Origin of the sequence: Brotonthovivens ammoniilytica, assembly GCF_025566885.1 — a bacterium.
Lineage (GTDB): Bacteria > Bacillota > Clostridia > Lachnospirales > Lachnospiraceae > Brotonthovivens > Brotonthovivens ammoniilytica.
The window spans coordinates 144,156-166,021 of the sequence record NZ_JAOQJQ010000004.1 but is presented as its reverse complement, the minus strand read 5'-3'; the positions used below and the strand labels follow the sequence as shown (position 1 = coordinate 166,021).

Genomic DNA, 21,866 nt, shown 5'->3' with positions numbered 1-21,866 from the left:
ACATGAAAAAAGTATTGGCAGTTTTACTGGCAGGCATTCTGTGTGTTGGGGTTTTTGCAGGATGTGGAAAATCAGACGATGGAGGTAAGGCATCTGCCGGCTCCCAAGCAGCGCAGGAGGAAAAGAAAGAAGGCGCTATGGTTGGTATTTCTGTACCGAAGGCATCTACCGGATGGACAGCTGCAGTTACCTACTATGCAGAAAAGTATTGTAAAGACAATAACCTGAATTATAAATTGGTTCAGGCTGAAAGCACCAATGACCAGGCGAACCAGATTGACGATCTGATCTCTATGAAACCGGATGTTATCGTTCTGCTTCCGATTAATGATGAGCTTGCCACTGCAGCACAGACTGTGAAAGATGCGGGTATTACATTGGTGAACTTTGATCGTACATTAGGAGCTACAGAGCCTGATTATTATCTTGCAGGAGATAACCCGGGATGTGGTTCTGCAGGAGCTGACTGGATGGTAGAGACACTGGGCAAAGAGTTTGATGTTGCAGTCTGCTCTGTAACAAGCTGGGGTAATATTGCAGAAGAGCGTAAAGCAGCTTTTGAAGAAAGATTAAAAGAAATTGCACCGGAAGCTAACATCGTAAATGAATATGCTTCTGAGAGCGCTTCTCAGGAAGACGGACTGAAACTGATGAGTGATGTCCTCCAGTCTAATCCTGAACTGGATGCTGTATTCTGCGTGGATGATGAGCAGGGAGTAGGTATCCTTCAGGCAATTAACGAAGCAAACCGTAAAGACATTAAAGCTGTTTATGCAGCAGGCGGCGGTGCAAGTGTATATCTTGACAAAATCAAAGACAGTGCATTCCCAATCGCAACAGTAAGTTATTATCCAAGTATGATCTGTGATGCAATCCAGATTGCTGTTGATGTTGCAGAAGGTAAAACACATGATGCGAAAACAATTGAAGAGGCAGTTGTAATTTCTGCTGATAATATGGACGAGTGGAAAGAATCTATTGGATTTGATCCGGATGCACCATACTAAAAAATATATGCCAAAGCGTTAAGATTGGTAAGTATAGCAGATACCCAAGGGGGCGCTTCCCTTGGGTATCTATTCAAATAGGGTAATGTTTTTACAAAAATTGAGGGTAAAAAGATGGCAGAATTAGCGATAAAAATGAGTAATATCGTGAAAAGCTTCGGCGGTGCGGCCCCAGTGCTTAAAAATGTGACACTGGAAGTTAAAACCGGCGAAATTCATGGTCTTTTAGGAGAAAATGGAGCCGGAAAATCAACATTGATGAATATACTTGGCGGTGTCATTCCTATGGATTCCGGAAACATTGAGCTTTTTGGAAAAGAAGCGGCCATTTCCAGTACAAAAGAATCCCAGGAATACGGAGTTGCTTTTATCCATCAGGAACTAAATGTCGTAAATGATATGCCGGTATATGAAAATATGTTTCTTGGATATGAGCTGAGAAATAAATGGGGATTTCTTTTAAAGGATGAAATGTGCAGGCAGTCACAGGAAGTGTTTGACCGGATGAATGTATCTTTGAATCCTGCAGATATGGTGGGGGATCTGACGGCATCCTCAAAGCAGATTCTAGAGATCGCCAAGTCATTGCTTCGAAAAGCCAGGATTATCATAATGGATGAACCTACAACATCTCTTTCAGTGCCGGAGATTGAAAATGTATTCCGGATTATGAGGACGCTGACAGCCGACGGCGTAACGATTATATTTATTTCCCACAAACTGGGAGAGGTTGTAGAATTTTGTGATCAATATACGGTTTTGCGAAACGGGGAAAAGATTTCCTCAGGAAGTATTGAAAAAGAAGATGGAACAAAGATTACTCCAGAAGAAATTGCAAAAATGATGGTGGGCAGAGAGGTGCAGGGCCTGGAAATTTATAAACCCCGGAAAACAGGGGAAGTAGTAATGAAAGTGGAAAATCTTTCAGCCGGAAAATATTTTCAGAATATATCCTTTGAAGTACATAAGGGAGAAATTCTTGGTTTTACCGGACTTTTAGGAGATGGAAAAGAGGAGCTGGTTCGATGTCTGTTTGGTGATATTCGCTCAGAGGAAGGTAAGGTGTTTCTGAGAGGAGAAGAGGTAAAGATCAGGTCTCCGAAACAGGCAGCAAAAAAGAAAATAGGATTTTTACCGTCAAATCGAAAAGAAAATGCAATTATCAAGGATTTGAGTATAACCGAGAATATGACGATTGTAGCGCTTGATAAATGTATCCGCGGTATCTACTTAAATCATAAGAAAGAAAATGAGGTTGCATCTCAATATAAAGATGTGCTGCATATCAAACTTGGTAAATTCACAGATTTAATTACCAGCTTGTCCGGCGGCAATCAGCAGAAAGTAATTCTGGCGAAATGGATGTATGCTATGCCGGATGTTATGATTTTGTGTAATCCTACCCAGGGGGTAGATATCGGAGCCAAAAATGAGATTTATAATGAGATTTTTGAGATTGCGAAGGCCGGTACGGCTGTAATTGTAACTTCCGGGGAAGCCCAGGAGATTATGAAACTGTGTGACAGAGTGAAAGTTATGTATCATGGAAAACTGAACGGAACCCTGGAGCGGGAGCAGCTGAGTGAAGAAGAGCTTATGATTCTTTCAACCGGGGCGAATTTGAACAAAGGAGACTGAAAATGGGAAATAAAACTCAGGTAAATCCGGCTGTAAATGCCGGTGTTGTAGGAAGTTTCAGGAAGTTTTTCTCCGGATATAGTGTAATTGTTGTAACAATTATTATTTTTATCGTGGCGTCAATTTTTCAGGGAAGTAATTTTCTTTCTGCAGCAAATATAATTAACGTGTTAAGGAATAATGCTGTACTTGGCATTCTTGCTCTTGGTATGGCCTTTGTGATAATTGTAGGAGAAATTGATTTGTCTGTAGGTTCCCAGCTGGTTGCTGTGGGGGCAATCTGTCTGGGGGTTTTGAACAGGACAAATAATGTGGTTTTGGCTGTAATTGTGGCTATTGGATGCGCTGTAGGGTTTTCGGCCTGTATGGGGCTTATTGTGGCCAAGGGAAATGTTCCGTCCTTTGTAGTAACGCTGGGATTTATGTATATTTACCGGTCGGTATGCCAGTACTTTATGGATGGCGGTGGATTTTATGGCAAAGTTGGTGCTTTTTCTAAAATTTCCAATTCCAGTCTGGGGCCCATTCCTATGCCGATTATCTATCTCTTTATCGTTTTTATCGTATATTTTTACATATCAAGATATACAAAAACCGGACGCCACATTTATTCTGTAGGTTCCAATGCCAGAGCCTCTAAGCTTTCAGGTATCAGTGTAAGCAAAGTAAAGGTCTGTGCATTTATCATTATGGGGGCGTCTGTGGGCATTGCAGCTGTTATAGAAGCTTCCCGTATGAATTCTATTAACGCATCCTCCTCCGGAAACTCTTATGAGATGTATGCCATTGCCATGGCTGTTATCGGCGGCGTCTCCATGAAGGGCGGCCGGGGAAAAATGGTCTGCGTTCTGTTTGGTATTTTTATTCTGGCAATTGTAAATAATTTCCTGAATCTTATGGGGGTAAGTGCATTTCTTGTTAATGCTATTAAGGGTGCAATTATTATTGTTGCCGTACTGCTTCAGAAAAAGGACGAAATTTAGGAGGGAGAGCGGCGCCGGGCAAGTGTGTTTCGGCGCTGTTTTTGGTGATGGACAATGTAGAGATTAAGTTGTGTATGAATATATCAGATGTGAACTGAATAACCACACAAACAGATAAAAACAGTCATAAATAAGCAAATAAAGGTTGTGAAAAACTGAAAAAAGTGGTAAAATAACCACATAAACAAAAATAAATAGAAATATAGATGCAACAGGAGGAATGACATGGCATACGAAAAATTACTTGAACCTGTAAAGATAGGGCCCAGAGTAGCTCAGAACCGTTTTTTTGTACAGGCAATGGAGTGTAACTCAGAAGATGCGTCAGGGAATCCGTCTGAGGAGACTACGCAGCGGTATTGTGACCTGGCTGCAGGAGAGGCGGGACTGATTACACTAGAGGCTATTACCGTTACCAGAGAAAGCAGAGCCAGAGATAATCAGCTGACTATTATGCCTCAGAATGAAAAGCCTCTTACAAAGTTTATGGACCGCGTTCATGAAGCCAATCCTAAGTCTCTGATCGTGTTCCAGCTGACACATTCCGGGGAGCTTTCAAATCCTTCATTTTCAAGAAGGGTAACCCCTAATTCACTGCCCGGATACGGTGGAGAGCTTTTGACAGAAGAGGATGTAGAACGCATCATGGATGATTTTGTTACAGCCTCTAAGATTGCATACAATGCAGGGGCTGACGGAATTGATTTAAAGCTCTGTCATGGATATTTCGGCTCTCAGATGATACGGCCATATAATAATCGTGACTGGAAATATGGAGGAAGCTGGGAAAACAGAACTAGGTTTCCGTATGAATTGATGGAACGGATTCGTAAGGAAATACCAGATAAAAACTTTCTGGTAGGATCTAAGATTTCAGCATGGGAAGGTTTCCCCGGCGGTTTTGGAACAGAAGGACCTGATTCTCCAATTATGGATCTGACGGAACCACTTGAGCTGATTAAAGGACTGGAAGAGCGGGGAGCAAGCTATATTGTACAATCAGCCGGAAGTCCTTCCATTACTGTTAGTTTGACGCAGGCTGACCGTCATGTGCCTTATTTTGCATATCTGCATCAGTACTGGGCAAAAGAGTTTAAGAAAGTATTAAAACCGGAAACTGTAGTAATCGGATCCAATTTTTCACCGTTTAGAAGCGGAAAAAATGGCCTTTGCGCAGTAACGGAAGAAGACAGTAATCTGTTAAACTATGGAACCTGGTGTGTGGAGAATGATATTTGCGATATGATCGGACTTGGAAGACAGTCTTTTGCAGATCCGTTTCTGCCGAAAAAAGTGCGGGAGGGAAAGACAGATGATATTAACTATTGTCTCCTGTGCGACCGCTGTCTGGAACTGCTGATACAGCAGAGCAAAGTAGGATGTGTTGTCTACGATAAGAGTGCTCATGAAGAGCTGGTGCGCACCAGAAAAGAAAAAGGTAACTTAAAAATTCATCATACTTAAATTGTGCTTAATACATGTAGATACCTCCCTCTGGTATCAAACAGATAAAGCTCCCGGTTTTAAGAATCGGGAGCTTTATCTGTTGGGAAGGACCTGTTTTGCAGATGCAGTGTTTAATTATGAATTGGAACCTTTTTCAATGGAAATCCACTGCTGCTTTTCATTGCTTTCAAAGATTTTTTCACAGAGTATCATTTCATGCAGCCCATCTTTAAAATCAGCGTAATTCCAGGTTTTGTCTTTCTGTTCAATACTTTCATACACTTCTTTGAAGCATTGTTTAAATGCATCCGGAAAGCCTTCTGCGTGCCCGATGGGATAAGCCACCAGGGGAAGTGTGGCAGGATGTACAGTGGCGGTTCCTTTTTCGATTTTTGTACAGCCCCTATCCCGCTGCCCTAAAACAAGACTGTTGACATCTGCACTGTTCCATTGGGCAGATTGTTTATAGCCTCCGATTTGGAGATCAATGGCTACTGATTTTCCGGCAATTACCTGTGAAAAAAATGCGATTCCTTTTGCACCATTTTCAAAGCGGAACATAACACTGGCGTTATCTTCCGTATGAACAGGAATTTCGGTATAATCGCTTTCACTGAATGTTTCAGATGAAAAGGCCAGAACGGTTTTATTGGGTTTTTTGCGGAACGGATGTATTGTAGAAAAGTCAGCACATACTTCTGTAATCTTCTGGCCGCTGACAAATTCCGCAAGATCCATCCAGTGGGAACCAATATCTGCAATGACACGTGTAGCGCCTGATTCTTCTGTATTCAGGCGCCAGCTGTAGTCAGTATCATACAGCAGCCAGTCCTGACAGTAGCTTCCTGAAATGGAAAATATACTGCCAAGTTCACCGTCGCGGATGATATGCATCAGATGGTTTGTCATAGGATAAAAACGGTTATGAAAATTTATGGCGGCTACAAGTCCGGTTTCTTCGGCTTTTTTTACAAGTATCCGGGCTTCTTCCACCGTGGTAGTCATTGGTTTTTCGCAGATAACATTAACCCCATGAGACAAAGCGTACATTGCAATTTCAAAATGTGTATTGTTAGGGGTACAGATGTGGACCATATCAAGCTGCATAGTATCAATCATTTCTTTATAATCTTCAAACCAGGCGGGAACATTCATAGCCTGAGCTCTTTCCTGCGCCTGAAATTTGTCTGTTAATGCAACAACCTGTACATTTCCAAGACGGCGGACTGTTTCTATATGCACCTGTCCGATAAATCCGGTGCCAACCACACCGGTTCTGTAAGTTTTCATGGATAGGAACCTCCTTTAAGTTTAAAAGTGAAATTTAAGAATAAAATCCTGGTACAGTTTTTCCCAATGTGAAGAAACATCCGGCTTATAGTGTTTTACGGGAAAACTGTTTTTGATAAGTCTGCGGCCTTCTGAAACAGAGGAAATTGTTCCGGAAGCAATCATCTGGACAAGAATATTGCCAAGAGCGCTGGCATCTGCAGGACCGGCTGCTACTGGCCGCCGGCAGATATTCGAAGTAAGCTGGCACATCAGTGAACTTTGAGAACCTCCGCCTACGATATTAATGACCGGGAGGGGGGTTTGTGTAATTTGCTCCAGCTTTTCAATAGCCAGCCGATATTTAAAAGCAAGACTGGCATAAACACAAAATATTAGTTCTCCAGTGGTGCGGGGAGCTGTCTGATAGTGCTCCATACAGAAGCTGTGAATCTTTTCTATCATATTCTCTGGCTGATAGAAGATCTCAGCATCTGCATCAATAAAACAGTCTAGTGTTGTGCAGTTTCCTGCTTCACTATCAAGTCTGCTGTAGGTATAAGCTTCTTCGCTGTGGTTTAACTGATGCAGGATTTCCTGTATGATCCAGGTGCCCATAACATTACGAAGAAGACGGTGATGCCCAGCATAACCGCCTTCATTTGCGATATTGGAAAGGAAGCCTTCTTCTGTGATAATTGGATAAGCGGTTTCCGTACCTACAAGGCTCCAGGTTCCGCAGCTGATAATGGCGCAGTGTCTGGGGCAGACAGAACTCAGAAATGCGCAGGCAGTGTCATGATGGCAGACACTTGAAACAAAAAAGCCTTTGGTTTTTAAGTCCTTATTGAAAGAATCAGAGGTTCTGCCAATGACAGTACCAGGAAAAACAAGTGGTGCGAACAGAGACTTTCTTATTTTATAATTTTTTAGAATCGTTTCCGACCAGTCATTTTTGATAAAATCAAACATCTGAGTGACCGATGCGGTTGTATATTCTGTGACCGCCTTTCCTGTGAGCCAGAAAATCAAAAGGTCTGATAAAAATAAGGCCTTGTAACAGTTGTCTAACAGCCATCCCTGCCCTTCTGTTTCCATAGCGTCTAGCTGCAGCAGCGTATTAAACAGAGCACTTTGATTTCCGTTGATTTTATATAACTCCTCTCTGGACATAATGCTGTAGGTGTGTTCCTGACACCTGGCGGTTCTGGAATCTCTGTAACAGCGCACCGGTGTCAGCAGATTTCCTGTCTCATCTATCAGGGCAAAATCGTTACAGAAGCTGTCAAACCCAATAGAATCAATGGTATCCTCTGTTTGGGCAACCGCCTTGCGGATACCTGATATAAGTTCCTGATAGATATGTATAAAATCCCAATACAGCCCGTTTCCCATAGAAACGGGCCTGTTCTTAAATTGATGAACGGGAGTAAGCGTCAGTCTGTTGTTTTTTAATTCTGATAAAAATAATTTGCCGCTGCTGCCTCCCAGATCAAATGCTAGATAATTCATAGAATACCTGTCTCCTGGTGAAATAAAAGGTTGATCAGTTATTTTAAAGTTGGAATGCAGACATCTTCCGTGCTCATAACAGCCCCTTTGGAAAGATTACAGAAAGCATCGCATTCCATGCGCTCTAGCATGCTGTATGCTTTAAAAATGGTGTCTCCTGTGCAGACAATGCCATGATACTGCATAATAGCACCAATGGGTTTTTTTACCGCTAGTTCTCGGTGCTGCTCAAAGTATTCATAAACGTTGCGGGAGAGATCTTCGGTAAAGGCCTGGGTCCATGGGATGACTCCAACCTTCCCCCTGCCCATGGTGGCTTCCGTTACATTGGGGATTTCTTTTCCAAAAGCGACATAGGGCATACAGTAAAAGGGATGTGCATGGATGACAGCGCCGATTTCTTTAAAGTTCTTTAAGATCAGAACATGCATCAGTGTTTCCCGTGACAATCTGCCGCTTCCCTCAATAATATTTTCATCATAGTCTATCAACAGAAAATCTTCTGGTTTCATATCGCAGTGCCGCTCTTCTGACATCATGGAAGGCGAGAGAAGAATACGGTTTTCGTCTACCCGAACGGAAAAGTTTCCTCCGGCGGCGTTGGTAAGCCGCCGTTCAAACATAAGTCTGGCTACCCGGCACATTTCTATACGCATATCATAGTAAGATAAATTCATAACGGTTCTTCCTTTCTTTTAATCAATTCTTTCAATGAAAACATTCTTTTTTAATTCATCCGCCCGTCCGGCGTCATATCCAACAGAGAGTTTCGACTCTGCGGTAGCTGCGGAAACTGCAGTAGCAAGACGCAGAGTATCTTCTGTAGAAAGACCCTGGTAAACGCCGAAAATCAGGCCGGATAAAAAACTGTCACCGCATCCAATGGTATTGCATACCTGGACTTTGGGCGGTTTTATGCGGAAAGTTCCGTATCTTGAACGTACCATAGATCCAGAGCCTCCTAAAGAAACAGCAATGATGGGGATTTCATAAACATCCAAAGACTGCAGGGCCTGCAGAATATCTTTTTCTGTTTTTAATTCTTTACCGCAGAGGTAAGACAATTCATCCTGATTGGGTTTGATTAAAAAGGGTTTTTCGAGAATACATTGCTTCAGGGTTTCGCCGCTGGCATCTAAAAAGATTTTTAGATTGCTGTCCCGAAATGCCTTCATGATTGTGTTGTACACAAAGGCATTGGGACAATTTGAGGCGTCACCTGACAGAATCAGGTAGTCCCCATCATCAATGTGCTGTTTCATATAGATAATAAAATCAGAAATGTTTTCTTCTGATAAAGAAACGCCTTGGGAAGAAAGGCAGGTGCAGATACCGCCATCCTCGATTAAAAGATAATTTGTTCTGGATTCATGATCCGAAAAGTGCTGAAAGTGCACCTGTATACCATTATTTTCCAGCATCCGGATAATTTCTGAGCCGGTGTTTCCGTGGACAATACCGAATGCGGTATTATCAAGGCCAAGCTGCTTTAGGTTTATGGATACATGGGTGCCCTTGCCGCCGAGTCCCCGGACTGTTCCGGTGAGGCGGTTGGTAACCTCTGAATGAAAATGATTCAGATACAGAATTTGATCCACTGCAGGATTGAGAGTTACCGTATGTATCTGTGTCATATGCTTTTCCTCCTTTAAAGCCACATAAACAAACAATAAATGTGGCATTATGTCTGCGTTTGACTGGATTGTACCATGGAGAAAAAGAAAAATCAACACATTCGGGAAAAATCAGTTAAGATCGGAAATGATTTTTATATTTGTGTCCTTCAAAAATACGCAGGAATCAGGAATTACCTCAGAATCCGTAATAATGTAATCTATGCTGTCAAAATCAGTTAAAAAAAACTGGCCGTTAATTTCAAATTTTGTGTGATCGGCTAAAAGAAACACCTCTTTGGAAGCATCAATCATATATTTTTTAGTGCTGACTTCATGAATACTTGTGTCGGTCAGCATACGCTCTGAGCTGATTCCGGCACAGGATATAAAACATTTGTCAGGATAATAATCGCTGCCGGCCATGGAAGCGTTGTCATAAGTGGACAAATTTTTAGGATTATAAAGCCCGCCCAGGCAGATAAACAGTTTGTTTGTGCAGTCACAGCGGGAAGCCTCTGCCAGGAATTTTATGGAATTAGTAATAAAGGTAACATGAAGCTTTGGGGGAAGAAACTGTGCCAGATACATAGTAGTGGAGCTGTTGTCCACAAAAACGGTATCGCCGTCCTGGATAAAAGAAACCGCTTTTTTGCAGATTTCCTGTTTTTGCATGTAATTTTGAATACCCCTGACCTCCAGAGGATATTCATGAATGGGGGAATCTGACTGTGTATCCTGCAATTTAATAGAGACAGCGCCTCCGTGCGTCCTGGTAAGTGCGCCCTGTGCTTCTAGATCTTTTAAATCTCTTCGGATGGTTTCTCTGGAGGTGTGAAACTGATCTGCCAGTATGTTTACCTCAATTTTTCCATCCTGCTCTAGAAACTTAAGAATTTCTGCTTTTCGTTCGATGCTGTACATTCTATGGACCCTTTCTGTGTGTTTTTTTATTTCATTATAGTTAGGCGCAGCATCAGTGTCAATTTGGATCATTTTTTATAGCAGATCAGATAGATTCTGTATCTATAATACCACAATTGTCAGAAATTTGAACGAACAAATTATAAAATGGTAAAACAAATATTGATTTTATAGAAAAGTGATCATATAATTATAATTGGAACGAATCAAAAAACAAATTACCCTTTTCAAAACAATAAAACAGGAAAGACTGAGGTGACAGTTATGACGTCAAAAGAAGCTGCCAGAATGATTGATATTAGTGCGGTTCGTACACATCATTCCCAGGCGGATATAGAGGAAGTGGTAAAAATTGCAAAGAAGTATAGCTTTATAAATGTACATTCACTTCCGTGCTGGACCAAAACAGTGAGCGGGCTGCTTAAGGATGAACCGGATATTTATGTAGGAGCTCCTGTAGGTTTTCCAGGGGGAGCTCATAAAACAAGTGTAAAATTGCTGGAAGCCCAGGAACTGATCAAAGATGGCGTACAGGAAATGGACATTGTGATGAATGTGGGGAAATTTAAAAATAAAGAATATGATTATGTATTAAATGAGTTGAAACAGCTCATTGATCTGGCGCCTGAACATGTGCTGACAAAAGTAATTATTGAGTTAAATTGTCTGACGGATGAGGAAATGGAAGACGCCTGCAGTCTGGTGCTCCAGACGGGAGCTGATTTTTTAAAAACCGGCACCGGATGGGTGCCGGGTGATGCTAATCTGTCCAGAATATCCAGAATCAAACAGCTTACAGATGGTCAAATTAAAGTAAAAGCTGCAGGCGGCATCCGTACCAGGGCAGAATTTGATGCACTGTGTGCTATGGGTGTGGAACGGTTTGGAATCAATACCAGATCTGCTTTGGAGATTGTATCCAGTTTTGATGCCTGAATGAAGGCGGCAGGCAGAGAGGAATGGTTATGGAAAAAAAAGATAAAATTATTGCATATGATCTAGGGACAGGCGGAATAAAAAGCTCCTTATTTGATGTGGAAGGAACTTCCCTGGTTCATACGTTTCAGGCATATGAAACCCGTTATGACGGCAGTGATATCCATGAACAGAAACCAGAAGACTGGTGGAACGGGATTGTAGAAACCACAAGATTGTTAATGAAAAAGACAAACACTTCGCCCAAAGAGGTAAAGGGGCTGGCTATTTCGGGACATTCTCTGGGGGTTGTACCTGTGGCGGCAGACGGAACGTTATTGAGAAGCTATACGCCTATCTGGTCAGATAAGCGGGCTGGCAGACAGGCGGCAGAATTTTTTAAGAAGACGGATTATGACCGCTGGTATATGTGTACCGGAAATGGATTTCCGGCGGAATGCTATTCTGTTTTTAAAATTATGTGGTATCGGGATGCAGAACCTGAATTGTATCAAAAAACATATAAAATACTGGGTTCTAAGGATTACTGTAACTTTGTGATGACAGGAAAGGCATATACTGATTATTCCTATGCTTCCGGCAGTGGTGTATACAGCTTAAAGGAGAGAGCTTATGTAGATGAATATATACAGACAGCCGGGATTGATAAAAAGCTTCTGCCGGAAATTATACCGTCTCATGGAGTGGTGGGTAATCTTCTGGAAGGGCCTGCCAGAGAACTGGGACTGACAACGGAAACAAAAGTAATCTGCGGCGGTGTGGATAATTCCTGTATGGCTCTCGGGGCAAAGGGGACTAAACATGGAAGAACCTATACGTCTCTTGGCTCATCCAGCTGGATTGCGGTTATCGCAAAAGAGCCCATATTAGACAGACAATATCTTCCTTTTGTGTTTGAACATTGCGTGGAGGGACTTTATACATCAGCTACAAGTATTTTCTCGGCAGGAAACAGCTTTCGCTGGGTAAGGGATTGTATTTGTCCGGACCTGGTGGAAAAGGAAAAAACAGAGGAAATAGATGACGCTTATGACGAAATGAACAAAATGGTTACGGAGTCGCCCATTGGCGCTAATAAACTGATTTTCAATCCGAGTTTTGCCGGAGGAGCCATGATTGAAGAAAGCCCGGATATCTGCGGCGGGTATATCGGGCTGAAGCTGGGCCATAACAGGAATGATATGGTGCGTTCTGCTATGGAGGGCATTACTTATAATTTGTATTATGCAATGCTGGTTCTGAAAAAATATCAGCCGGATATTCATGAAATGCTGCTGGTGGGCGGAGGCAGCAAAAGCCGGGTATGGAGACAGATGTTTGCCGATGTGTTTGGAATGCGCATGATAAAAACAGTGGTGGATCAGGATGCGGCATCCCTGGGAGCTGCTGCGCTGGCTGCCTATGGACTGGGATACTGGAAGTCATATGACCGGCTGGATGAAATTCATGTAGTGGAAAGTATTCAGGAGCCGGATTCTGAGAAGACCTGTGAATACCGGACATATTATGAGCTGCATCGAAAATTTGCGCATTATATGGCGATTATGGGGGATTGTTTAAAAAATACAAATAAAATAGCTGAAAAAGAACAAAAAACAATATAAAAACAACATAAAAAACAAAAAATAATATTGTATAACAATAAAATAAATGATAAAATAACAATAAATAATAATAAAAGATATAAAACAAGAAAGGAAAAGGACTTATGAACAGTTATGTGACGGCAGTACAGCCAACCATCTATTTCATTGGTGTAACAACTACTCAGTCATCTATTATGCGGGTTTTTCCGGAATGGGCAAAAGCGCTGGGACTGAAAGATGCGGTGATTAAAGGGATTGATTTTAAGCCGCATTCCTCACCGGAAGAGTACCGCGAGGCGGTGGAATTTATTAAAAATGATCCGCTGTCTTTAGGCGCACTGGTTACAACACATAAAATAGATTTGTATCATGCCTGCAAGGACCAGTTTGAATATCTGGATTCGTATGCTGTGTCATTAGGGGAAATATCATCTATTTCTAAAAAAGACGGAAAACTGTGCGGACATGCGAAAGATCCTATTTCCAGCGGACTTGCTTTGGAAAACTTTGTTCCTGCTGATTATTGGAAAACCTATGACGGGGATGTGCTCCTGCTGGGAGCGGGGGGAAGTTCTCTGGCAATGTCCATGTATCTGACCCAGGAAAAATTCGGTGATAATGTTCCAGGCAGAATTATTATAGCAAACCGCAGTGTGCCAAGACTTGAATCCGCAAAAGAATTGCTGAAAGATCTGAATCCTGCCACAAAAATGGAATATATCCATAATCCTTCTCCGGCTGACAATGATAAAACCCTTGCATCTTTAAAACCCCATTCTCTGATTGTGAATGCCACCGGACTTGGAAAGGATGCTCCGGGTTCACCGCTGACAGATGACTGCCAGTTTCCCAAAGACAGCCTTGTGTGGGAAATCAACTATAGGGGAAATCTTGTATTTAAAGATCAGGCAGATGCACAGAAAAGAGATAAAAGGCTTCATGTAGAGGACGGCTGGATTTACTTTATCCACGGGTGGACTCAGGTAATATCAGAGGTTTTCCATCTGCCGATAGAAGGTGAAATTTTAAATGAATTAAGCGAAATTGCTAAAAAAGTTCAGTCACAGAAATAAGACGGAGGAAGATAACATGAATCAGTTCAATTGGGACAGCAGTTTTCTGGTAGATTTTGATCTGAAGACAGGAAAATCCGAAACAGCGGAGTCAAGCAAAAGAACATTGTCACAGATGAAGGATATGTATCATGATGTACAGGCAGCAGAGGAAATTTTAAAGAATGAAGATCCTGTTATTTACGAATGGCATGAACTGGGCTGCCCGGAGAGGGCCGGAGACCTTGCCTTTGGAACAACTATTTTGTATCCGGGAAAAGTCGGCAGTGAGTATTTTATGACGAAAGGCCACTTTCATACTATTTTGGAAACAGCAGAAGTATACTATATGCTGGACGGAGAGGGATTTATGGTAATGGAAAATCCGGAGGGAGATACCATTGAAATGCCGTTGAAAAAAGGGGAAGTAGTTTATGTGCCAAGGCGCTATGCCCATCGGACCGTTAATACCGGGGATAAACCTTTAAGAACCTTTTATGTATTCGGCGCTGATGCAGGTCATGATTATGGAACTATTGAAACAAAGGGCTATCATAAAATGATCGTGGATGAGGACGGAAAACCTGCAGTAGTTGACAATCCAAACTGGAAATAGCAATGAGAGAAATGATATCGGTAACAGGAAAAATAGAGCCATCTGATATCCGGTTCTGCCAGTTTCATGAACATCTGCTGATTCGGAAAGGAAAATCTTATCAGGTTCATCCGGCGCTTTGGATGGAGGATGTAGATGCCTCTGCCCGTGAAGCGGCAGGTTACAAACGAGCCGGAGGGACAACACTGATTGATGCCCAGCCCGGAGGATGCGGCCGTATGGCGGAAGGGCTGGCGGAAATAGCAAAAGCGTCAGGAGTTCATATTATCTGTTCTACCGGATTTCATAAAATGCAGTTTTATCCTGAGGAACACTGGATATTCCGTACAGGTGAAAAAGAACTGGAAGAATTTTTTGTCAGAGAACTGACGGAAGGTGTAGACAGACATTGTGAGACCGTGATATCCGGGGAAACGGGAGAACAGAAGGCCGGAATTATAAAATGTGCATTGGATACGGAAAATCTGTCTTTGCAGTATAAAAGACTGTTTCGCTCCTGCGCCAGAGCCTCCATAAATACCGGACGGAGCATGATGGTACATATAGAAAAGGGTTCGGATCCAGTACTGCTTCTTGAGTATCTGCTGAACCTTGGGATGAATCCAAAGCATCTGGTTTTCTGCCATATGGACCGGGCCATAGAAGATCTTAATATTCACCGAAAGATTCTGAAGGCTGGAGTTTATCTGGAATTTGATACTATTGGAAGATATAAATACCACAGCGATGAACAGGAGGCTTCTATTTTTCGGACGCTGATAGATGACGGCTATGAAGATCAGCTGCTGTTTTCGCTGGACACTACCCGTGAACGGTTGAAATCTTATAATCCCAAAGGAGTTGGACTTGATTATATCCTGAACACATTTATTGAAACAATGAAACGCTCTGGAATTACAAAAACGCAGATAGAAAAAATTTCAAGGCAAAATTGTATCAGAGTGCTCACCTATTGATAAAACGCAAGGAGAAAGGGGGAGGGGACTGCTTGAACAGTCCCTGTACATAAATGAATCAGACAAAATTATTACCTGTATTAGAAGCAGGAAAATTGGTTCCCGTTGTAAAGCTGGACAGAGTGGAGGATGCAAAGCCGCTGGGGGAAGCGCTGTGCAGAGGAGGACTTCCGGTAGCAGAAGTAACATTCCGTACAGATGCGGCAGAGGAATCTATCCGTATTATGAAGAAAGAATTTCCTGAAATGCTTGTTGGTGCAGGAACTGTTGTAAATGCAAAGCAGGCGGAACGTGCAAAAGAAGCTGGTGCAGAATTTATTGTTTCACCGGGTATCAATAAAGAAGTTATTGAATATGCCATAGAACATGAGATTCCAGTTTTTCCGGGAGCATGTACGCCTTCGGAAGTAATGACTGCGCTGGGATACGGTCTGGAAGTTGTTAAATTTTTCCCGGCAAAACAGTATGGAGGCCTTGCGACTATTAAAGCTCTTGCGGCTCCGTTTCCTTCCATCCGATTTATGCCTACCGGTGGAATCAACCAAGAAAATATTCAGGAATTTCTTGCTTTTGATAAAATCATCGCCTGCGGAGGCAGCTGGATGGTGAAAGATTCCCTGATAAAGGAAGGCCGGTTCGATGAAATTGAAAGACTCACAGCACAGGCTGTGGCATTTATAAAGTAAGGAAGGATTGCCATGAAAATATTAGTAACGCCAACATCTTTGCAGCCCGGTAAAAAGTCCCGGGAGCTGGAAACACTGAAACAGTTTTCTGAGGATCTGGTTTTTAATCCTGCCGGGCGTCCGTTAACAGAAGATGAACTGATTCCTTTACTTCAGGATTGTGACGGTTATGTGGCAGGGCTGGACTTTATCACAGAAAAAGTAATTGCATCCTGTCCGAAACTGAAAGTTATTTCAAGATATGGAGTCGGATATGACAGGGTTGATGTTGCGGCGGCCACAAGGCATGGAGTAGTTGTAACAAATACACCGGGGGTAAATTCAGAAGCTGTTGGAGAGCTGGCTTTTGCTCTGATACTGGCGGTTGCAAGAAAAATTCCGTACTTAAATCAGGATACCAGAAATGGCGGGTGGATGCGGTCAACGGGATTTGAGTGTCTTGGGAAAAAAATCTGTATTCTGGGCCTTGGGTCTATTGGAAAGGTTGTGGCAAGATGCGCCCGGGGGTTTGGCATGGAGGTCTGCGCCTATGATCCTTATATAGATGAAGGATACTGCTTGGAACATAACATAGCGGCAGTTTCCCTGGAGGAAGGAATTGCACAGGCTGATGTCATCAGTCTGCACCTTCCGCTGATGGACAGCACGAGACACTTAATCAATAAAGAAACTCTGTCTGCTATGAAAGACGGAGTCGTATTGATTAATACCTCAAGAGGCGGGATTATTGATGAATCAGCCGCATATGAAGCGTTGAAATCCGGAAAGATGGGAGGACTGGGACTGGATGCTTTCGAAGAGGAACCGCCAAAAGATTCTTTGCTGTTTGAGTTTGACAATGTTGTGGCAACACCGCACACAGGAGCCCATACAAAAGAAGCAACCCAGAACATGGCTAAGGCTGCCATAAAGAACCTGATTGATGTGTTAAATAATGATGAGTGTGCTTTTATTATAAATAAATAATGTGCTCCTACTATGAACGGCTGCTGTGTGACACAAATAAACTGTGGCATGCGGCGGCTGTCTGCACATTAAAGAAGAGAAATCTGCAAAAGGATAACGGAAGGACCGTTTTCTGCTGCTGAAAATAAACTATGGAATAAAAAAGGAGGTATTTTATGATTGACGGAAAAATTGGTGTATGCGTAGTTGGAGCCGGACGGGCCGGTATGATCCATGCAGTGAATTTTCTGAAAAATGTTCCGGGGGCAGCTCTTGCGGCGGTTGCAGATCCGGTGGAAGAGACGGCCAGAGCATCTGCCAGGGAGCTTGGAATTGAAACTTATTATCTGTCCCATAAGCAGGCTCTTGAGAATTCGGATATTGATGCTTATGTAGTTGTCTCTCCTACGAAGTTTCATGTGGATATTGTAAAAGAAATTGCGGCGGAGAAGAAACATATTCTCTGCGAGAAACCAATGGCTATGAATGTGGATGAATGTGAAGAGATGATTCAGGCGGCCGAAGAGAATCATATTAAACTTCAGATTGGTTTTATGAGACGTTTTGATGAAAGCTTCTGCCATGCGAAATCTGTAATTGAAGCTGGTGAAATCGGAGATGTGGTTATGGTCCGGTCAAATACAAGAGGTCCAAGTATTCCAAGACCGTGGATGTACGATATTAAAAAAAGTAATGGTCCCCTGGCAGAAGTAAACAGTCATGATATTGACACAATGCGCTGGTTTACAGGAAGTGAATTCAAATCGCTGTATGCTATCGGGGGCAATTACAGATGTCCGGATGCAAAAGCGGAATTTCCGGATTTTTACGACAATGTAGTCATGACAGCATCCTTTGAAAGCGGGGCTCAGGGAATGCTGGACGGGGCTCAGGGCGTGGGGTACGCTTATGATGCCAAAGTAGAAATTCTGGGAACAAAGGGATGCATTTATCTTGGAAATTTAAAAGGCGATAATACGCTGATCTGTCATTCCGATACAAGAACGGGCACTTATCCACTGGTGGAAAGCTGGAGAGGGTTATTTAAAGATGCTTACCGCAGAGAGGATCAGGCGTTTATAGAGTGCATTCTTAATGACACAGAGCCTAAGGTAACCGGTCTGGATGGGAAAATGGCTGTAAAAGTGGTAAATGCAGGAAACATCTCTATTATGGAGAAACGTATTGTAGAATTATAGGAGAAGGAAGCTATGAAGTGTGCAAGGTTATATGGGAAAATGGATCTTCGGCTGGAAGAAGTGCCAGTACCTGAGATCGGGCCGGATGAAGTGCTTGTAAAATTAAAAAGCGCTGCCATCTGCGGAACCGATGTCAGAATGTTAAAAAACGGGGCGGCTGGAATCGACGAGAATCATCCTCTGATCATTGGCCATGAAATGGCCGGTGTCATTGAAGAGGTTGGAAAAGAAGTAACGGCATATCAAAAGGGAATGCGTGTAGCGGTGGCGCCTAATATGGGATGCGGAATCTGCCCGGACTGCATCAGCGGAAACGGGCACATGTGCAGAGATTATCAGGCTCTTGGAATTAATCTGGACGGAGGCTTTGCAGAATTTGTTAAGATTCCTGCAAAAGCGGTAAGAGCAGGAAATATGATTCCTCTAGAGGAGCATGTATCCTTTGCCGAAGCGGCTATTACAGAAGCCTTGTCCTGTGTTTATAACGGAATCAGCCAGTGTCATATAAAACCGGGTGAATATGCGGTGGTAATTGGAGCCGGCCCCATTGGCATTATGCATGCTATGATGGCTAAAATGTCCGGAGCGGCCAAAGTATTTGTAAATGATATTGCTAAAAACCGTCTTAAGACCTGCGTGGAAATAGATTCATCTTTTATTCCTGTTGAAAAAGATGTAGTACAGGAAGTTATGAAGCAGACTAACGGGCATGGGGCAGATGTAGTTATTACAGCGTGTCCGGTTCCGGCAGCACAGCAGAATGCCCTTAAGATGGCTGCCAATTATGGAAGAATCTGCTTTTTTGGAGGTCTTCCGGCAGACCGGCAGGAAGTACCTTTAAATTCAAATCTGATTCACTATAAACAGCTGATGGTAACCGGAAGCACCCGGGCCAGCTTAAAGCAGTTTCAGGATTCCCTTGGTTTTGTGACCTCCGGAATTCTGGATGTTAAAAAGCTTATCACCAGAAGATTTAAGCTTGATGATATACAACAAGGCTTTGAATATGCTCAGGCAGCAGAGGGGCTGAAAAATATTATCGACATGGAATAAGAATACGGGGGATTTCATGAATGACAAAGTAACATTTATGGCGGTAGATCTGGGAACAAGTTTTATAAAAGCCGGGGTATACGATACAAAAGGAAATTGTCTGGCTTCCGCCAGGGAAAAGGTGGAGGATGAGAGGCCAAAGCCCGGTGTTGTAATTCAAAAAGGTGAGAAGTTATTTGCTTCTGTAGTTAAATGTATGAAGCGGACAACAGAAGCGGCAGGAAAAGCGGCAGACTGCATTGAGGCGGTTTCTTTTACCGGTCAGATGGCCGGGTTTATGGGGGTGGATCGGGAATGGAACGATGTAACTACATGGTCCTGCTTTATAGACGGAAGATTTGTGCCGTATGCAAACCGGCAGATGCAGCAGTACGGCCGGAAATTTCTTGAAATTTCCGGAACGAATTCACCGTTGATGGCGCCTAAAATAGAGTGGTTTTCTGCTGAGTTTCCTGAGGAAAGCAAAAGAATAGAAAAATATCTGATGATCAGCGGCTATATAATTGGAAAGCTTTCCGATATGTCTGTTGAAGATGCGGTTATGGATCATTCCTTTTTGTCCTGGACCGGCCTTGGAGATATTGCATCCCAGACCTGGTCAGAGGAACTATGTGAAATAGCGGGGACAGACAGAAAACATCTGCCTAGAATCACAGCGTCCAATGAGATATGCGGCCGTCTGTCTGAGGGAATGGCAAAAGAAATCGGATTAAAGAGCGGAATTCCGCTGGTGTCGGGAGCCGGAGATAAGGTGGCCGGATGTGTGGGAGCAGGGGTGCTCTCCCCGGGAGACACGATATTTGAGGCGGCATCTTACGGAGCAGTCAGCTGTATGGTAGATGATTACCGGCCAAATTATGAAGCAAATTACTATGACGCCATTCCGGCTGCCATCCAGGGGTATTATGCACACAAATATATTCCGGGTTCCGGAATCACTCTGGACTGGTTTATGGATACCTTTATGGACGGGAAAGATAAAAAGCTGGCATTTGAAGAAATGGAGCAAAAGACAGCTTCTGTAAGTCCCGGATGTGACGGTCTCATGGCCATCGGACTTCTGGGAGGAAATGCCATGCCTTTTGACGGAGAGATACGGGGGATGTGGCTGGGTCATACCTGGAATCATAAAAAAGAGCATTTTTACCGGGCGCTTTTAGAAAGCTTTGCTTTTGACCTTGCATTAACAACGGACAGTATCAGTCAGATGTATCCGGAGTATTCAAATCCTGTTATTAAAGTGATTGGCGGAGGAGCAGGCTCTAAAACGTGGCTTAGAATTCTTGCGGATGTAACGGAAAGGACATTTCAGCGGCTGGACAGAGAGGATGCGGCGCTGTGGGGGGCAGTGATTCTGGCAGGAAACGCCGTTGGGGTATTTCCTGATATGAAAAAAACAGCCCGGGAGCATGTGTCTGTAAGGGAAGTTGTGAGTCCGGATCCTGAACACAGAGAGATATATCAAAAAAGAAAGCAGATATATAAAGAATATGCGGCGCAGATGCATAAGTTCTGTGTACCGCGCTTAAGGAGTAATATGCGGGAATGGTCCCGTTGCAAATAAGCATAAATAAGGAGGAACATATAATGAAAATTGGTATTGACAGTTATTGTTATCACAGATTATTTGGAGAAGTTTATGACATGCAGGAAAAGCCGGAGCGTTTAAAAACGGTAGATGAGTTTTTGGATCTGGCAAAAAGGCTTGATGTTGACGGCGTTTCGCTGGAAACATGCTTTCTTCCAAGTCTGGAGGACGATTATTTAAAGGATCTCGGTGCAAAGTTAAAAGACTATGGATTTGATACTGTTTTTGCATGGGGACATCCAAATGGTCTGGAGCGCGGACTGAATCCGGATGCTTTTGAAGAGATGAAGCAGCTCATTCCGAAAACAAAGTTAATCGGGACAGATGTTATGCGTATCACAGGCTCTGCTTTTGACTGGCGTCATGAAAATCACCGGGATCATATTCAAAGACTTGTGCCGATGTATAAAGAGGCAGTGAAAATCGCTGAGGACTGCGGTGTAAAAATTGCGGTTGAGAACCATATAGATTATACATCTGATGAAATTCTGGAAATGGTTCAGGCGGTGGATTCCCCGAATTTTGGTGTTAACTTTGATACAGGAAATTTCCTGCGGCTTTTAGATGATCCTATTAAAGCTATGGAAAAACTGGCGCCGTATGTATTTTCTACCCACATTAAAGATCTTGTCTTACATCCAACAGCAAGACCGGACGACTGGTATTTCTTCTGCGGAGTACCTGTTGGTATGGGCATGGTAGATAATATGAAGCTGGCAGAAATCTTAAGTAAACATAATTATCAGGGATTTCTTGCAGTAGAAATTGATGCGCCTGCTCCGCAGTGGCTGAATATGGAAGATGAGGCCATTGCAGTCAGCGTCCACAATCTGAAGAAAATAGGCAGTGCATTTTAA

Annotated in this window: 20 protein-coding genes; 15 read left to right on the top strand and 5 right to left on the bottom strand. The window is 43.0% G+C overall.

What is annotated here, in order from left to right; translation table 11 throughout:
* Positions 1-2: 2 nt before the first annotated feature.
* The 4 genes from OCV88_RS10685 to OCV88_RS10670 all read left to right on the top strand — a co-directional run bounded on the left by OCV88_RS10685 (position 3) and on the right by OCV88_RS10670 (position 5,092).
* A complete protein-coding gene (locus OCV88_RS10685; RefSeq protein WP_158425499.1) occupies positions 3-1,007 on the top strand; it encodes a substrate-binding domain-containing protein in 1,005 nt (334 codons plus the stop codon).
* A gap of 114 nt (positions 1,008-1,121) precedes the next feature.
* Complete coding sequence (locus OCV88_RS10680; RefSeq protein ID WP_158425498.1) at positions 1,122-2,645, top strand: sugar ABC transporter ATP-binding protein; 1,524 nt, start codon at positions 1,122-1,124, stop codon at positions 2,643-2,645.
* A 2-nt stretch (positions 2,646-2,647) separates the two neighbouring features.
* The gene (locus OCV88_RS10675) at positions 2,648-3,628 is read left to right on the top strand and encodes an ABC transporter permease (protein WP_158425497.1); all 981 of its coding nucleotides are present in this window, start codon (positions 2,648-2,650) and stop codon (positions 3,626-3,628) included.
* 225 nt (positions 3,629-3,853) lie between these two features.
* Complete coding sequence (locus tag OCV88_RS10670; protein ID WP_158425496.1) at positions 3,854-5,092, top strand: oxidoreductase; 1,239 nt, start codon at positions 3,854-3,856, stop codon at positions 5,090-5,092.
* 117 nt (positions 5,093-5,209) lie between these two features.
* Here OCV88_RS10670 and OCV88_RS10665 read toward each other — a convergent pair whose 3' ends face one another.
* From OCV88_RS10665 to OCV88_RS10645, 5 genes are all read right to left on the bottom strand, one after another.
* Positions 5,210-6,364, bottom strand: coding sequence for a Gfo/Idh/MocA family protein (locus OCV88_RS10665; RefSeq protein WP_158425495.1), 1,155 nt, complete (start codon positions 6,362-6,364; stop codon positions 5,210-5,212).
* 21 nt (positions 6,365-6,385) lie between these two features.
* Complete coding sequence (locus tag OCV88_RS10660) at positions 6,386-7,855, bottom strand: rhamnulokinase (RefSeq protein WP_158425494.1); 1,470 nt, start codon at positions 7,853-7,855, stop codon at positions 6,386-6,388.
* A gap of 38 nt (positions 7,856-7,893) precedes the next feature.
* Positions 7,894-8,532: a class II aldolase/adducin family protein gene (locus tag OCV88_RS10655; protein ID WP_262591195.1), complete on the bottom strand. Its 639-nt coding sequence runs from the start codon at positions 8,530-8,532 to the stop codon at positions 7,894-7,896.
* 18 nt (positions 8,533-8,550) lie between these two features.
* Complete coding sequence (locus OCV88_RS10650; protein WP_158425493.1) at positions 8,551-9,489, bottom strand: 1-phosphofructokinase family hexose kinase; 939 nt, start codon at positions 9,487-9,489, stop codon at positions 8,551-8,553.
* A 111-nt stretch (positions 9,490-9,600) separates the two neighbouring features.
* On the bottom strand, positions 9,601-10,392 hold the full coding sequence (locus OCV88_RS10645) for a DeoR/GlpR family DNA-binding transcription regulator (protein ID WP_158425492.1): 792 nt from the start codon (positions 10,390-10,392) through the stop codon (positions 9,601-9,603).
* Positions 10,393-10,656: 264 nt separating this feature from the next.
* Here OCV88_RS10645 and deoC point away from each other — a divergent pair, with 264 nt between their 5' ends.
* The 11 genes from deoC to OCV88_RS10590 all read left to right on the top strand — a co-directional run bounded on the left by deoC (position 10,657) and on the right by OCV88_RS10590 (position 21,866).
* Positions 10,657-11,328 (top strand): deoxyribose-phosphate aldolase, encoded by a 672-nt coding sequence (gene deoC, locus OCV88_RS10640; protein WP_158425491.1) that lies wholly within the window; start codon positions 10,657-10,659, stop codon positions 11,326-11,328.
* 29 nt (positions 11,329-11,357) lie between these two features.
* Positions 11,358-12,932 (top strand): xylulokinase, encoded by a 1,575-nt coding sequence (locus OCV88_RS10635; protein ID WP_158425490.1) that lies wholly within the window; start codon positions 11,358-11,360, stop codon positions 12,930-12,932.
* 104 nt (positions 12,933-13,036) lie between these two features.
* Positions 13,037-13,987, top strand: coding sequence for a shikimate dehydrogenase family protein (locus OCV88_RS10630; protein ID WP_158425489.1), 951 nt, complete (start codon positions 13,037-13,039; stop codon positions 13,985-13,987).
* A gap of 16 nt (positions 13,988-14,003) precedes the next feature.
* On the top strand, positions 14,004-14,582 hold the full coding sequence (locus OCV88_RS10625; RefSeq protein WP_158425488.1) for a glucose-6-phosphate isomerase family protein: 579 nt from the start codon (positions 14,004-14,006) through the stop codon (positions 14,580-14,582).
* A 2-nt stretch (positions 14,583-14,584) separates the two neighbouring features.
* Positions 14,585-15,538 (top strand): phosphotriesterase family protein, encoded by a 954-nt coding sequence (locus OCV88_RS10620; RefSeq protein WP_158425487.1) that lies wholly within the window; start codon positions 14,585-14,587, stop codon positions 15,536-15,538.
* A 53-nt stretch (positions 15,539-15,591) separates the two neighbouring features.
* Complete coding sequence (locus tag OCV88_RS10615) at positions 15,592-16,224, top strand: bifunctional 4-hydroxy-2-oxoglutarate aldolase/2-dehydro-3-deoxy-phosphogluconate aldolase (RefSeq protein WP_158425486.1); 633 nt, start codon at positions 15,592-15,594, stop codon at positions 16,222-16,224.
* Between the two features lie 12 nt (positions 16,225-16,236).
* On the top strand, positions 16,237-17,190 hold the full coding sequence (locus OCV88_RS10610; protein WP_158425485.1) for a phosphoglycerate dehydrogenase: 954 nt from the start codon (positions 16,237-16,239) through the stop codon (positions 17,188-17,190).
* Between the two features lie 155 nt (positions 17,191-17,345).
* Positions 17,346-18,368 carry a Gfo/Idh/MocA family oxidoreductase gene (locus tag OCV88_RS10605; RefSeq protein ID WP_158425484.1) on the top strand — a complete coding sequence of 341 codons (1,023 nt, stop codon included), beginning with the start codon at positions 17,346-17,348 and terminating at the stop codon, positions 18,366-18,368.
* A gap of 12 nt (positions 18,369-18,380) precedes the next feature.
* Positions 18,381-19,421: a zinc-dependent dehydrogenase gene (locus OCV88_RS10600; protein ID WP_158425483.1), complete on the top strand. Its 1,041-nt coding sequence runs from the start codon at positions 18,381-18,383 to the stop codon at positions 19,419-19,421.
* A 16-nt stretch (positions 19,422-19,437) separates the two neighbouring features.
* Complete coding sequence (locus tag OCV88_RS10595; protein ID WP_158425482.1) at positions 19,438-20,985, top strand: xylulokinase; 1,548 nt, start codon at positions 19,438-19,440, stop codon at positions 20,983-20,985.
* Between the two features lie 23 nt (positions 20,986-21,008).
* On the top strand, positions 21,009-21,866 hold the full coding sequence (locus OCV88_RS10590) for a sugar phosphate isomerase/epimerase family protein (protein WP_262591191.1): 858 nt from the start codon (positions 21,009-21,011) through the stop codon (positions 21,864-21,866).